Here is a 14234-nt window from a genome sequence, read left to right as displayed (position 1 = left end):
ACCGTGACTGCCCCCGTTTCCGCAATGCGCCTGCTGATCATCGAAGACGACCGCGAATCCGCCGACTATCTGGTCAAGGCGTTCCGCGAGGTCGGACATGTCGCCGACCTCGCCAGCGACGGCGAGGAGGGCCTCGCCATGGCCGAGAGCGGGGATTACGACGTGCTGGTGGTCGACCGGATGCTGCCGAAGCGCGACGGCCTGTCCGTGATCGGCGCGCTGCGCGACAAGGGCAACCGCGCCCCGGTCCTGATCCTGTCCGCGCTTGGCCAGGTCGACGACCGCATCAAGGGCCTGCGCGCCGGCGGCGACGATTACCTGCCCAAGCCCTACGCCTTCGCCGAGCTGCTCGCCCGCGTCGAAGTGCTGTCGCGCCGTCATGGCGGGCCGGCCGAGGAGACCACCTACAAGGTCGGCGATCTCGAGCTCGATCGGCTGTCGCATCGCGTTGCGCGCGGCAAGGACGAGCTGACCCTGCAGCCGCGCGAGTTCCGGCTGCTCGAATATCTGATGAAGCATGCCGGCCAGGTGGTGACGCGCACCATGCTGCTGGAGAACGTCTGGGACTATCATTTCGACCCGCAGACCAACGTGATCGACGTCCACATCTCGCGGCTGCGCTCCAAGATCGACAAGGGTTTCGAGCGGCCGCTGCTCCATACCATCCGCGGCGCGGGGTACATGATTCGTGACGGCCTTCGGTAAGCTGATCCGCACCACGGCGTTCCGGCTGACGCTGGTCTATCTGCTGTTGTTTGCGTTGTTCGCAGCCTCGCTGCTCGGCTATTTCGCCTGGAACACGCGCCGCATGATCACCGAGCAGATCTCGACCACGGTCACCGCCGAGATCAGCGAGATGACCGACATCTACACCCGCGGCGGCCTGCGCTGGACCGTCGGGGCCATCGAGAGTCGCGCGCTGCGACCTGGCGCCAATCTCTATCTCATCACCACCGCGACGGGCCAGATGATCGCCGGCAATGTCGGCTCGCTCGCGCCCGGCGTGATGGGCTCGTCCGGGTGGTCGGAAACCTTCTATCGCCGGCTCGATGACACCAGCGATCATAACCACCGCGCGCTGGTCTATGTCACGCAGCTGTCGAGCGGGTTTCGTCTCTTGATCGGCCGCGATCTCGAGGAGCGGCGGCGGCTGATCGGCATCGTCGCCAAGGCGGCGCAATGGTCGGTGCTCGTGGTCGTCGTGCTCGGCATCGGCGGCGGCATCTTCGTGGCGCGGCGGGTGCTTTACCGGATCGATGCGATGACCGGCACGACGCGGCGGATCATGGACGGCGACCTCTCGGGCCGGCTGCCGGTCGGGCGCAGCGGTGACGAGCTCGATCGTCTCGCCGAAAATCTCAACGCGATGCTGGAGCGCATCGAGGCGCTGATGACCAGCCTCAAGGAGGTCTCCGACAACATCGCGCACGATCTCAAGACTCCGCTGACGCGGCTGCGCAACCGCGCCGAGGAGGCGCTGGCGAAGTCGCGTTCGGAGGACGAATATCGCGGCGCGCTGGAGCGGACGATCGAGGAATCCGACGGCCTGATCCGCACCTTCAATGCGCTCCTGATGATCGCGCGCGCGGAGTCGGGGCAGGCACGCGGCGACATGGTCGAATTCGATGCGGCGGATGTCGCCGGCGGCATCCACGAGCTGTATGAGCCGCTCGCCGAAGACAACGAGATGACGTTGCGCGTCAAGGCCGCGGCCGCGCCGGTGCATGGCAATCGCGAGCTGATCAGCCAGGCGCTCGCCAATCTGGTCGAGAACGCGATCAAGTACGGCAAGCCGGCGGCGGTGCCGCTCGATACGGCGGCTGCGGCAAGTCGCCGCGAGATCCTGATCGAGGCGCGGCGCGAGGGCGGCCAGGTCCTGCTCAGCGTCACCGATCATGGCGAGGGCATCCCCGAGGCCGAGCGCAAGCACGCCGTCGAGCGCTTCGTGCGGCTGGAGGCGAGCCGCACCTTGCCCGGTTCCGGGCTCGGCTTGAGTCTCGCATCGGCGGTGGCGACCCTGCATGGCGGCGAGCTGCGGCTCGGCGATGCCCGGCCGGGGCTGGTCGCGACGCTGGTGCTGCCCGCAGGGACGGGCCTGTCCGCCAAGCTTGCGGCGCCGACGCAGGATGTGCCACAGAAGGCCGCATGATCTCATCCGCGCCGGGAAACGCGGACGGGCAGATCCTGGCCGAACGTTTCGTTGCCGGCCCGCATGTCCGTGCGCCCGCCAAAGCAGAGCAGCGTCTCGATGACTGGCTCGCCGAGCTCGAGCCGCCCTTGGCCGCATCGCTCCGCGCGCTGCTCGCCGGCGGCTGGGCCCGGACCATCCTGCTCGGCATCGCCGAGTGCTCGCCCTATCTGTTCGATCTCGCCCGCGCCGACGCCCGCCGCCTCGACCGCCTGCTGCGCTGCGAGCCGCAGGCGCATCTGATCGAGCTGATCACGCGCACCGGCCGCGAGGTGTTCGCCGCTTCCAGCGAAGCCGAGGTGATGAGCCTGCTGCGGCGGCTCAAGGCCGAGGCGGCGCTCCTGATCGCGCTGTGCGACATCGGCGGCGTCTGGCCTGTGATGCAGGTGACGGCGGCGCTGACCGACGTGGCGGTTTCCTCTGTGCAGATGGCGCTGCGGCATCTGCTCCGCCAGGAGGCCGCTCGCGGCCGGCTCTCGCCTGCGGATGCCGACGATCCGGAGCAGGGCAGCGGCCTGTTCGTGCTCGCGATGGGCAAGATGGGCGCCGGCGAGCTGAACTACTCCAGCGACATCGACCTCATCGTGTTCTTCGATCCCGAGGTCAATTCGCTGGCGCGCGACATCGAGCCGCAGCCGTTCTTCGTTCGCGTCACCCAGGCGCTGGCGCGGCTGCTGCAGAACCGCACCGGCGACGGCTACGTGTTCCGCGTCGACCTCCGGCTGCGACCCGATCCGGCCTCGACGCAAGTGGCGATGTCGACCGAGGCGGCGCTGCATTACTACGAGCGGGAAGGGCGCACCTGGGAGCGCGCCGCCATGATCAAGGCCCGCGTCTGCGCCGGCGATGTCACAGCGGGCGAGGCGATGCTGGCCGAGCTGTCGCCGTTCGTCTGGCGAAAGCATCTCGACTTCCAGGCGCTGACCGACGTCCATGACATGAAGCGGCAGATGCAGGTCTATCGCGGCCACAGCGAGATCGCGGTCGAGGGGCACAACGTCAAGGTCGGCCGCGGCGGCATCCGCGAGATCGAGTTCTTCGCCCAGACCCAGCAGCTGATCGCCGGCGGCCGCCACCCGGAGCTGCGGGTGCGCCCGACCTTGCAGGCGCTCGACGTGCTCACCGCCAGCAACTGGATCACCGAGCAGGCCCGCGACGAGCTCGGCATCGCTTATCAGTTCTTGCGCCGGGTCGAGCACCGGCTGCAGATGATGGCGGATGAGCAGATCCACAGCCTGCCCGACGACGTCGAGGGCGTCAGCCGGTTCGCGTGCTTTTTCGGCTATGAGAGCCGCGAGCGCTTTGCGGCCGATCTGCTGTTCGAGCTCAACGTCGTGCAGGGACACTACGCCCGGCTGTTCGAAGGCGATCCCACTGGCACCGTCAGCCTTCCCGCAGTGAACTACGGTGCCGGTCCGGACGAGCCGCGCCTGATGGAGCATCTCGCCGGACTGGGTTTTCGCGATCCGGTCATGGTCGCGAAGACCCTGCAGCAATGGCTCGCGGGCGAGTACCGCGTGTTTCGCGCCGAGGCGACCCGGACCGGCTTCACCGAGTTTCTCCCCGCGCTGATCGACGGCCTCGCCCACGCCGATGAGCCCGACCGTGCCGTCGTCGCCTTCGACCGCTTCCTGCAGGCGCTGCAGCTCGGCGGCCGGCTGATCACCTTGCTCGGACAGAACCGCGATCTGGTTGCGCTCGTTGCGCTGGTGCTGGGCGCCGCGCCACGGCTCGGCGACATGCTGGCGCGGCAGCCGCGGCTGATGGACGGCCTGATCGATCCGCGCTTCTTCGGCGCGATCCCGGACAAGCGCGAATTGTCGCAGCGTCTCGCCGCGACCCTGCAGGACGCCGGCACCTACGAGGAATTTCTCGATCGTCTGCGGCTGTTCGGCCAGGAGAGCCTGTTCCTGATCGGCACGCGCATCCTCTCCGGCACGGTCTCCGCGCAGCAGGCCGGCACGGCGTTTGCGGACGTCGCCGAGGGCATCGTGCACACCGTGCATGATCTCGTCACCGAGCGCTTCGCCGCCCAGCACGGCCGCATCAAGGGCCAGGAGACCGCGATCGTCGCCATGGGGCGGCTGGGCGCGCGCGAGATGACGGCGTCGTCGGATCTCGATTTGATCCTGCTGTATGATTTCGACGCCGACGCGCCCGACTCCGATGGCGAGCGCTCGCTGCAGGGTGCGCACTACTTCGCCCGCTTCACGCAGCGGCTGATCTCCGCCTTCACCTCGCGCACCAATTACGGCGTGCTCTACGACATCGACATGCGGCTGCGTCCCTCGGGACGCGCCGGCCCGCTGGCCTCGCACATCGATTCCTTCGCGCACTATCAGGAGCAGGAAGCGTGGACCTGGGAGCACATGGCGCTGACGCGCGCGCGGGTGATCTCGGCCTCGCCGGCGTTTCGTGCCCGCATCGAGGTGATCATCCAGGCCGCGCTCCGGCGCGCTCGCGATGCGTCCGCGATCGCGCGCGACGTCGCGGACATGCGCCGCGCGATCGCCGCCGAGAAGGGCGAGGCTGATCTGTGGGACCTCAAGCACGCCGCCGGCGGCATGGTCGACATCGACTTCGTCGCGCAATATCTGCAGCTCATCCACGCGGCGACGACGCCGGAGATCCTCGACGTCAGCTCGCTCGCGGTGCTCGACAGCGCCGAGCGGCTCGGCGTGATGCCGCGCGCGGAAGCCGTGATCCTGCGCCAGGCGGCGCGGCTCTATCACGACCTGACGCAGATTCTGCGGCTCTGCGTCAGCGACAAGTTCAAGCCGGACCAGGCCGGCGACGATCTGTTGCGGGTGATGGCGCGCGCCGGCGACGCGCCGGACTTCTCGGCGCTGGAGGCGCGCCTGCGCGAGACGCAGAGCGAGGTGCGCCGCGTGTTCACCGCGCTGCTCGAGGCGTGAGCGCACTCGCCGCTTGCTTGTCCGCGCGGGCGCCGGCGCATCTACGTGCTCCTGAGTTTGGCGCCTTCTTCGGGACGGACCCATGTCCCACCATTTCCGCACCACGGTATGTGACAACCATGCCACAGTTACGGTTATACCGACTCCCCGATATAATATGACTATTCAAAGGCACCTCGGCGCTTGCTAGGATCGCCTTCCAATCTCAGGTTGACGAATTCGCTCCTTGAATGAGCGGCGGCCGGGATTGAGCCGTGGGGAAGCGTGTCCGGAACGAAGGCTTTGGGCCGGACACGACAGAAAAACAGCCAGAGCCTGGGGACGCTGCGAGGAGCAGGAAAATGAGTGGGTTTGCGACGACCGCGCGCATGTGCGGCGTAGGGGTTGCTTTGTCTTGTTTGATGGGAAGTGGCGCAGTTGCGGCCGATCTGCCGACCAAGGCGCCGCCGATTCCCTATGCTGGCGTCGATGATTTCTGGACGCGGCCGTATCTGTTCGGCGATCTCGGCCGTACCAGATTGAAGGAGCAGGGCATCTCGCTCGCGCTCACGCTTGGTGACGAGGCCGTCACCAATCTGTCCGGTGGCTCCCGCAACACCTCGGCCAATGCCGGGCAATTGTGGTTCGAGGCCAAGTTCGACATGGCCAAGCTCGCCGGCATCCAGGGCGGCTTGATCGGTGTCACGCTGGTCGACCGCTTCGGCAAGAATCTCAACAGCGAGGCCGGCATTCCGGCGCTGCAGCTGACCAACGAGGTGTTCGGCCGCGGCAACATCCTGCGCCTGACCGAGTTCTACTATCAGCAGAAGCTGTTCGATGACCGCCTCGTGCTCAAGGGCGGCCGGCTGCCGGTCGGCTCGGACTTCTTCTTCGGCCAGTGCGAGTTCATCAACCTGACCTTCTGCGGCGGCCAGCCCGGCAACATCCAGGGCGGCTATATCTACAACTGGCCGGTGAGCCAGTGGGCCGGCGTCGTGCACTACAACTTCACCAAGGAGTGGAAGCTCTCCGTCGGTGTCTACGATGCCAATCCGAACTATCTGACGACGTCGGACGCCGGCGTCTATCTGGCGCCGGGCATTCCGCGCTCCACCCCCGCTTCGGGCGTGCTGGTGCCGGTGGAAGTGGTGTGGGAGCCGAGCGGTCCGCTGAACGGCACCTGGCGCTTCGGCGGCTGGTATGACAGCGCGTCGACGATCGATGGCGGCCTGCCCGGCATCATCGCCGTTGTCAACGGCGGCCCCGGCGTCGGCGATCAGAACCTCAGCAGCACGCGTGGCCGCTATGGCTTCTACGAATCGATCCTGCAGCGTCTGACGGTCGATGGTCCCAAGGCGCAGGGCTGGTACACCTTCTTCAACACCAGCGTTGCCGATCACCGCACGGCGTACCAGGACTACCAGATCTCCTGGGGCGTCAAGCACACCGGCACCTTCTCGTTTCGTCCCGAGGACGAAGTCGGCTTCGCTGTGGGCACGACGCATGTGAACTCGGCGGCGCTGACGCCGAATGCCGGCGGCAACGAGGTGCCGATCGAGGCCTGGTATGGCTGGCAGGCGACCGGCTGGATGAACCTGAAGTTCGACGCCCAGTATGTGATCAATCCGGGCGGACGCGGCTTCAACGGTGCGGGCTTGAAAACCAGCAACGCGGTGGTTCTTGGTATCCGTAGCGTGGTTCACTTCTGAGATCGCAGGATGATCGGACGGGCGGATGAGCAATCGAATCATCCGCCCAGGCCAGGTGCGGCGGCGTTCGTGGCTTGCGAATACCCCTAAGCGCTCCGTTGCCGAGGCTAACGGCGCCTGCCCATTCGGGCAGGCGGTGAGACATGACGTCGATTGACTCTTTCGCACTGCGATACGACATCTCCTGAACCGTCGCGCCGAGGCCAGGAGACCGCCATGACTGCATCAGAAGCCCCTCTCGCCCCGGGCCAGCGCTTGGGCGACGACGTCGTGGACTGGCTCACCAGCGGGACAAGTGACGAGCGCTTCATCGACAACATCTTCGCGCAGATGTGCATCCGCCTGCAGCGCGCGGGCATCCCGGTGAAGCGGGCCTCGCTGCACGTCCAGATCAACCATCCGCAGTGGCTCGGCGCCCGGATGCTGTGGAGCGACGGCATGCAGGGCGCCGACATCGCCCGCGTCGACTATGACGTCAGGGAGCGGTCGGAATACATCGGCAGCCCCGCCAGCGAGATCCATGACGGCGTTGAAGAAATCCGTGAGAACCTCGCGCGCGATCCGGAGCTCGGCCGCCAGCATGCGGTCTATGACGACATGCGGGCGCAGGGCCTGACCGACTATGTCGCCTGGCCGATCTACCACACGCTGGGCAAGCGCCACATCGTGACCTTCGCGACCGACCGCCGTGGCGGCTTCGAGCAGGCGCATATCGATGCGCTGCGGAGGCTCATGCCGATCCTGGCGCTGGTCAGCGAGATCCGCATCAAGAATCGTCTGGCGCGCACCCTGCTCGAAACCTATGTCGGACCGCACGCCGCCGAGATGGTCCTGGCCGGCGCCACGCGGCGCGGCAGCGGCACGACGGTGCGCGCGGCGATCATGATCTGCGACCTGCGCGATTTCACCCGAATCTCCGACAACTGGCCGCGCGACGACGTCATCGATCTGCTCAACGGCTATTTCGACGCGATGGTGGAGCCGATCACGCAGCATGGCGGCGAGATCCTGAAATTCATCGGCGACGGCCTGCTCGCGATCTTTCCGCTCAGCCAGCCGCAGGCCTGCGCCAATCTGCTGCACGCCGTGACCGACGCGCGCAAGGCGATGGCGGCGCTGAACGCGCGCAATGCCGAAACCGGGCGGGCGCCGCTCAATTATGGCATCGGCGTCCATCTCGGCGACGTCATGTACGGCAACATCGGCTCGGTCAGCCGGCTCGACTTCACGGTGATCGGCCCGGCCGTCAACATGGCCTCGCGCATGGAAGCGCTGACAAAGCAGGTCGGCCGCAACGTGCTGTTGTCGCGCGCCTTCGCCGAGCATCTCGAAGGCGAGTTCGCGCTGGAGCGCGTCGGCGAGTATCCGGTCCGCGGCTTCAGCGACCCGATCGAGCTGTTCTCGTATGAGGGGTAGGGCATCTTCGTAGTCGTAGGGTGGGCAAAGCCGCCGCCGCCAGGCGGCAGCGTGCCCACCGTCTTTCCGCGAACTCATCAGCAAGACGGTGGGCACGGCGCCACAGCGATCTCGCGTGCGGAGACAGCGCGGCTGCGCCTTTGCCACCCTACGCGGACTTGTCCGCCGTTTGCGCCTCATCCAGATACGGCGCCACCACCTCGCGCGTTTCCGCGCTCGTCACCACCGGCACGATCTCGAAGGTCATCCCGGTGTCGTGCGCGTTGGACAGGATCCACTGTTGCAGCAAGCGGGCGTCGTCGCATTCCATCAGCTGGAAGCAGCGGTCGAAATTCGGCTCGATCCAGCTGCCGAGATATTGCAGGCCGTCGGGAAACTTGACGCCGACGTCGCGCACGCGGCGGTAGACCGGAATCGGATCGCGGTCCTTGAAGCGTTCGATGACCATGAACAGCATGCCTGTCTCCGTCGTGCATTGTCCGGCGCATTGTGAGCCGGATTGGGGCAGGGGACCAGCCTGAGCCGGGCGGCAGCCCGGCAGGGGGTGCCCGGACTGGCGCGCCGGGCTCTCGAGGCGCGGCCTCCTTGGCCCAGTCCTTGCTTTCGTGAGGGAACTTGCATCAACGCGGAAGAGGACCGATGAAGAAGGCATGTCTTGTTGCGTACGCGGCCCTGGTTGCAACGGTGCTATCAGCACCTGCGTGTGCCGAGGAGCTCTCCGGCACCCTGCAGAAGATCAAGGAGACCGGCGCGATCACGATCGGCTATCGCGAAACCTCGCTGCCATTCTCCTATATCGACGACAGCCAGAAGCCGCTCGGCTTCGCGCTCGACATCTGCGGCAAGATCGTCGACGAGATCAAGGCGACGCTCAAGCTTGACAAGCTCGAGGTCAAGCTGACGCCGGTGTCGTCGGCGACGCGCATTCCGCTGATGACCAACGGCACCATCGACCTCGAATGCGCCTCGACCACCAACAACATCGAGCGCCAGCGGCTGGTGTCGTTCTCGCCGACTTACTTCCTCACCGCCAACCGCTTCGTCGCCAAGACGTCGAGCGGGCTCAAGACGATCGACGATCTGAAGGGCAAGACGGTGGCCTCGACATCGGGCACCAGCAACATCAAGCAGCTGTTCGAGGCCAACACCGCGCGCCAGCTCGGCATGAACATCCTGACCTCGAAGGACAATGCCGAGGGTTTCCTGATGGTCGAGAACGGCCGCGCCGACGCCTATGTCATGGACGACATCCTGCTCGCCGGCCTCGTGGCCAGCGCGAAGACGCCGTCGGACTTTGCGATCTCGACCGACCAGTTCTCGATGCCGGAGCCCTACGGCATCATGCTGCGCAAGGACGATCCCGCCTTCAAGGCCGTCGTCGACCGCGCCGCCACCAAACTCTATACGAGCCCGGAGATCGCGACGCTCTACGCGAAGTGGTTCATGACCCCGGTGCCGCCGAAGGGCGTGAATTTCAACTTCCCAATGACGCCGGTCCTGGCAAAAGCCTTCGCGCATCCGAACGACAGCGGGGACCCCAAGGCGTATTGATAGACGCCGCATGGGTTGGCGTGTGAATTCTATCAAGTGGTGAGACGTAATTAGTTGCTCCGCGAGCGGTGCGCTCCCTCGCCCCGTTCTTACGGGGAGAGGGTTGGGGTGAGGGGCAGCCGCACGGGAAGTGTCAGCGGCTAGACCTGTACCCCCTCACCCGGATTGCATCTGACGATGCAATCCGACCTCTCCCCGCAAGCGGGGCGAGGTACACCGAGCCAGCGGACAGAGCGGCGCGTCTCATGCGCCTCATTCACTTACTTCACGATCCGCACGGCGCCCTTGGCGGCGCTGGAGGCGAAGGCGGCGTAGGCTTTCAGCGCGGTCGAGACCTTGCGGGCGCGGGTCTTCGGCTTCCAGGCCTGGTCCCCCCGGGCCTCCATCGCGGCGCGGCGCTGGGCGAGCTCCGCATCCGACACCGCGAGATGGATGGCGCGGTTGGGGATGTCGATCTCGATGCGATCGCCGTCCTTGACAAGGCCGATCAGGCCGCCTTCGGCGGCTTCCGGCGAGACGTGGCCGATCGACAGCCCCGAGGTGCCGCCGGAGAAGCGGCCATCGGTGATCAGTGCGCACGCTTTGCCGAGGCCCTTCGATTTCAGATAGCTGGTCGGATACAGCATCTCCTGCATGCCGGGGCCGCCGCGCGGGCCTTCATAGATGATGACGACGACGTCGCCTTCCTTGATCTTGTTGGTGAGGATCGCTTCGACCGCAGCGTCCTGGCTCTCCATGACGCGCGCAGGGCCTGAGAATTTCAGGATCGAGGCGTCGACACCCGCGGTCTTCACGATACAGCCGTCGACGGCGATGTTGCCGGTCAGCACGGCAAGGCCGCCATCCTTGGAGTAGGCGTGCGCGACATCGCGGATGCAGCCTTTTTCGCGGTCGAGATCGAGTTCCTCGTAGCGGCGGTCTTGGCTGAATGCGACCTGCGTCGGCACGCCGCCGGGCGCGGCCATGTAGAAGGTCTTGACGCTCTCGCTCGCCGTGCGGCTGATGTCCCAGCGCTCCAGCGCAGCGCTGAGGGACGCCGAATGCACGCTCGGCAGGTCGGTATGGACGAGACCGGCGCGGGCGAGCTCGCCGAGGATCGCCATCACGCCGCCGGCGCGATGCACGTCCTCCATGTGCACGTCGGGCACGGATGGCGCGACCTTGCACAGCACCGGCACTTTCCGCGACAGGCGGTCGATGTCGGTCATGCCGAAGCCGATCTCGCCTTCATAGGCGGCGGCGAGCAGATGCAGCACGGTGTTGGTCGAGCCGCCCATCGCGATGTCCAGGCTCATTGCGTTCTCGAACGCCTTGAAGTTGGCGACGTTGCGCGGCAGCACGGACGCATCGTCCTGCTCGTAGTAGCGGCGGGCGAGATCGACAATCAGATGACCGGCCTCGACGAACAGGCCCTTGCGGTCGGCATGGGTCGCCAGCACCGAGCCGTTGCCGGGCAGCGACAGGCCGAGCGCCTCGGTCAGGCAGTTCATCGAGTTCGCGGTGAACATGCCCGAGCACGAGCCGCAGGTCGGGCACGCCGAGCGCTCCATCACCTCGACATCGGCGTCCGAGACCTTGTCGTCGGCGGCCGTGATCATCGCGTCGATCAGGTCGACCTTGCGCAGCTTGCCGCCGAGCGTGACCTTGCCGGCCTCCATCGGCCCGCCCGAGACGAACACGGCGGGGATGTTGAGGCGCATCGCGGCCATCAGCATGCCAGGGGTGATCTTGTCGCAATTGGAGATGCAGACCATGGCGTCGGCGCAATGCGCGTTGACCATGTATTCGGTGCTGTCGGCGATCAGCTCGCGCGAGGGCAGGCTGTAGAGCATGCCGTCATGGCCCATCGCGATGCCGTCATCGACCGCGATGGTGTTGAACTCCTTGGCGACGCCGCCGGCCTTCTCGATCTCGCGCGCGACCAGCTGGCCGAGGTCCTTGAGGTGGACGTGGCCCGGCACGAACTGGGTGAAGGAGTTGACGACCGCGATGATCGGCTTGCCGAAATCCTCATTGGTCATGCCGGTGGCGCGCCACAGGCCGCGGGCGCCGGCCATGTTGCGGCCATGGGTGGAGGTGCGGGAGCGATAGGCGGGCATGGCGGTTTCCTTAGGCGTTCCTCGAAAGGCAATGTTGGTCCGCGGGCCGGGCGGCAGGCCGAGCCGGACGGGCGGCAATGACGCGGCGAGGCATACAGCGAAGTGCTTGACGATTCGACCCTAAATTTCGCCGTCCGGGGATGCCGGGAGGGCAGGCCGGCTCGCATTCAGTGCAGCGCGTGCATGGCGATCCATGGCCCGGCGCCGGCCTGCGCGGGTCACGACTTTGTGGCTATTTACGGAACACGTGAGTACCGTACAATAGAACGAGGAAGTTCTTTTCCTGCGCTGCTCTCGTCCTCGGGAAGCCCGGCGCATGTCAGCCCGTCGTCGATTGATCCCATGCCGTCCGTCCCGCGATCCCGCCTCCTGTTGTCCCTCGCCGCGATGCTGCTGGTCCTTCCACACGGTGTCTTGGCGCACGCCGTTATCGTCTCCGCGCAGCCGGCGTCGGGGGCGACGATCGACACGTCGGCCGTCGCGATCCGGCTGCGCTTCAACAGCCGTATCGATCACGCCCGCTCGCGGCTGAAGCTGCGCGCGCCCGATGGCGCGGAGCAGGCGCTGACGCCCGCCACCGATACGCCGGCCGACGAGATCGACGCGCAGGCGAGGACACTCAGCCCCGGGGCGTGGCACCTGCAGTGGCAGGTGCTCAGCGTCGACGGCCACATCACCCGCGGCGACATTCCATTCAACGTACGTTAGCCTGCGGCCGTGGCGCTGTTTCTCGACATCTTCGGCTATGTGTCGGTCGTGCTGCGCGGGCTGACCTTGCTTGCGCAATCGTTCACGATCGGCGGCCTCGCCTTCCAGCTCCTGCTGCTGCGTCCGCTGCAGGACCGTCTTTCCGCCGACGCGATCGTGGTGGCTAAGAGGGGGCAGCGATTCCTGCGCCGCAGCGCCTTCGTCTGGTTCGTGGTCGTGCTGGCTTCGCTCGCGGTCAACGTGGCGGCGCTCACTGGCACGCTCGATCTCTCCTTGGGCGAGGCCGCAGGGGCCGATTTTGCGCGTTCCGGCATTGCGGTCGCTGTCTGTGCGCTTGGGATTGCGCTGCTGGCCAGGACGGGGACGTGGATCACCTGGCGCGCGGTGGCGCTGGTTGGGCTGGCCCTATCGGCGCTGGCGATGCAGCTCAATTTGACCCATGCGGCGAGCCGGCTCGACCTGCGCTGGCCGCTGCTTGCGGCCGACTTCCTGCACATGCTCGGCGCCGGCGTCTGGATCGGCGGCCTGCCGTATTTCCTGATGGCGCTGAACGGCTGCAAGACCGACGATGATCTTCGCCTGATCGGCCCGCGCTATTCACTGATGTCGATGGTTTCGGTAGCCGCGATCGTGCTCGGCGGCACGATCATGGCCGTCGCCTATCTCGGCTCGTTCGCGGCGATCTACGGCACCGCCTATGGCGTGATGGTTTCGGCCAAGGTCGCGATGCTGCTGATGCTGCTTGTGCTCGGCGCAGGCAACTACTTTGCGGTGGAACGGCTGCGCCGCCGCGATCCCACGGCACCGCTGTTGCGGATGAAGCGCTTCGTCGAGGTCGAGCTCGGCATCGGGCTCACGGTGCTTTTGACCGCGGGATCGCTGACCTCGCTGCCGCCCGGCATCGATCTCAGCCAGGACCGCCTCAGCTGGCCTGAGGTCGTCGAACGCGCCGCGCCGCAATGGCCGCGGCTGACGAGCCCGTCGGTCGACGAACTGACAATCTCGCAGCTGCAGGCCAGGATCGATGCCGCCGACGCCCAGCGCGTGACCGCGCCGCCGGCCTATGTGCCCGGCGAAGGCGTGATCCTGCCGCGCAGCGCCGCCGACATCGCCTGGTCGGAATACAACCACCATTGGGCCGGCATCTTCGTGGTGCTGATCGGCCTGCTCGCGCTGATCGAGCGCTTCTCCTGGGGCCGCTGGGCAAGACACTGGCCGCTGCTGTTTTTGTTGATGGCGGCGTTCCTGTTCCTGCGCGCCGACGAGATGGCCTGGCCGCTCGGCCCGATCGGCTTCTTCGCCTCGTTGCGCGATCCCGAAGTGGCGCAGCACCGGCTGTTCGTGGTGCTGATCATCCTGTTCGGCCTGTTCGAATGGCGCGTGCGGCTGCGCGGCAAGGCTGCGGGGCGGGCGGCGCTGGTGTTTCCGCTCACGGTCGCCGCCGGCGGCGCGCTGCTGATGACGCATTCGCACGCCATCGCCAACATCAAGGACCAGCTGCTGATCGAGATGAGCCACACGCCACTGGCGCTGTGCGGCATCATCGCGGGATGGGCGCGCTGGCTGGAGCTGCGCATGGACGGGCGGATCAGCCGCGCCGCCGCCTGGGTCTGGCCGGTGGCCTTCGTTCTGGTCGGTCTGATCCTGCTGGATTATCGCGAGGCGTAAT

10 protein-coding genes are annotated in these 14234 nt (G+C 66.6%); 8 read left to right on the top strand and 2 right to left on the bottom strand.

Annotated elements, in window-relative coordinates; translation table 11 throughout:
• Positions 1-24: 24 nt before the first annotated feature.
• The 5 genes from S58_RS23890 (at position 25) to S58_RS23870 (ending at position 8207) form a co-directional block, all read left to right on the top strand.
• The gene (locus S58_RS23890) at positions 25-705 is read left to right on the top strand and encodes a response regulator transcription factor (protein WP_015667946.1); all 681 of its coding nucleotides are present in this window, start codon (positions 25-27) and stop codon (positions 703-705) included.
• Positions 689-2149: a sensor histidine kinase gene (locus S58_RS23885; RefSeq protein WP_015667945.1), complete on the top strand. Its 1461-nt coding sequence runs from the start codon at positions 689-691 to the stop codon at positions 2147-2149. Before S58_RS23890 ends, S58_RS23885 begins: the two co-directional genes overlap by 17 nt.
• A complete protein-coding gene (locus S58_RS23880; RefSeq protein ID WP_015667944.1) occupies positions 2146-5103 on the top strand; it encodes a bifunctional [glutamine synthetase] adenylyltransferase/[glutamine synthetase]-adenylyl-L-tyrosine phosphorylase in 2958 nt (985 codons plus the stop codon). Before S58_RS23885 ends, S58_RS23880 begins: the two co-directional genes overlap by 4 nt.
• Before the next feature lie 401 nt (positions 5104-5504).
• The gene (locus S58_RS23875) at positions 5505-6791 is read left to right on the top strand and encodes a carbohydrate porin (RefSeq protein WP_244440633.1); all 1287 of its coding nucleotides are present in this window, start codon (positions 5505-5507) and stop codon (positions 6789-6791) included.
• A 216-nt stretch (positions 6792-7007) separates the two neighbouring features.
• On the top strand, positions 7008-8207 hold the full coding sequence (locus S58_RS23870) for an adenylate/guanylate cyclase domain-containing protein (RefSeq protein ID WP_015667942.1): 1200 nt from the start codon (positions 7008-7010) through the stop codon (positions 8205-8207).
• A gap of 148 nt (positions 8208-8355) precedes the next feature.
• Here S58_RS23870 and S58_RS23865 read toward each other — a convergent pair whose 3' ends face one another.
• Entirely contained in the window at positions 8356-8664 is a 309-nt protein-coding gene (locus S58_RS23865; protein WP_015667941.1) for a DUF3303 domain-containing protein, read from the bottom strand.
• Positions 8665-8846: 182 nt separating this feature from the next.
• Here S58_RS23865 and S58_RS23860 point away from each other — a divergent pair, with 182 nt between their 5' ends.
• On the top strand, positions 8847-9758 hold the full coding sequence (locus tag S58_RS23860; RefSeq protein WP_015667940.1) for an amino acid ABC transporter substrate-binding protein: 912 nt from the start codon (positions 8847-8849) through the stop codon (positions 9756-9758).
• Positions 9759-10018: 260 nt separating this feature from the next.
• Here S58_RS23860 and ilvD read toward each other — a convergent pair whose 3' ends face one another.
• Positions 10019-11857, bottom strand: coding sequence for a dihydroxy-acid dehydratase (gene ilvD / locus S58_RS23855; protein ID WP_015667939.1), 1839 nt, complete (start codon positions 11855-11857; stop codon positions 10019-10021).
• 342 nt (positions 11858-12199) lie between these two features.
• On the opposite strand from ilvD, the gene S58_RS23850 reads away from it, so the two are divergent.
• Both S58_RS23850 and S58_RS23845 read left to right on the top strand, forming a co-directional pair.
• A complete protein-coding gene (locus S58_RS23850; RefSeq protein ID WP_015667938.1) occupies positions 12200-12565 on the top strand; it encodes a copper resistance CopC family protein in 366 nt (121 codons plus the stop codon).
• Positions 12566-12574: 9 nt separating this feature from the next.
• Complete coding sequence (locus tag S58_RS23845; protein WP_015667937.1) at positions 12575-14233, top strand: copper resistance D family protein; 1659 nt, start codon at positions 12575-12577, stop codon at positions 14231-14233.
• Position 14234 lies beyond the last annotated feature (1 nt).

Origin of the sequence: Bradyrhizobium oligotrophicum S58 (genome assembly GCF_000344805.1) — a bacterium.
Classification (GTDB): Bacteria; Pseudomonadota; Alphaproteobacteria; order Rhizobiales; family Xanthobacteraceae; genus Bradyrhizobium; species Bradyrhizobium oligotrophicum.
This window is presented reverse-complemented; position numbering and strand designations above follow the sequence as displayed.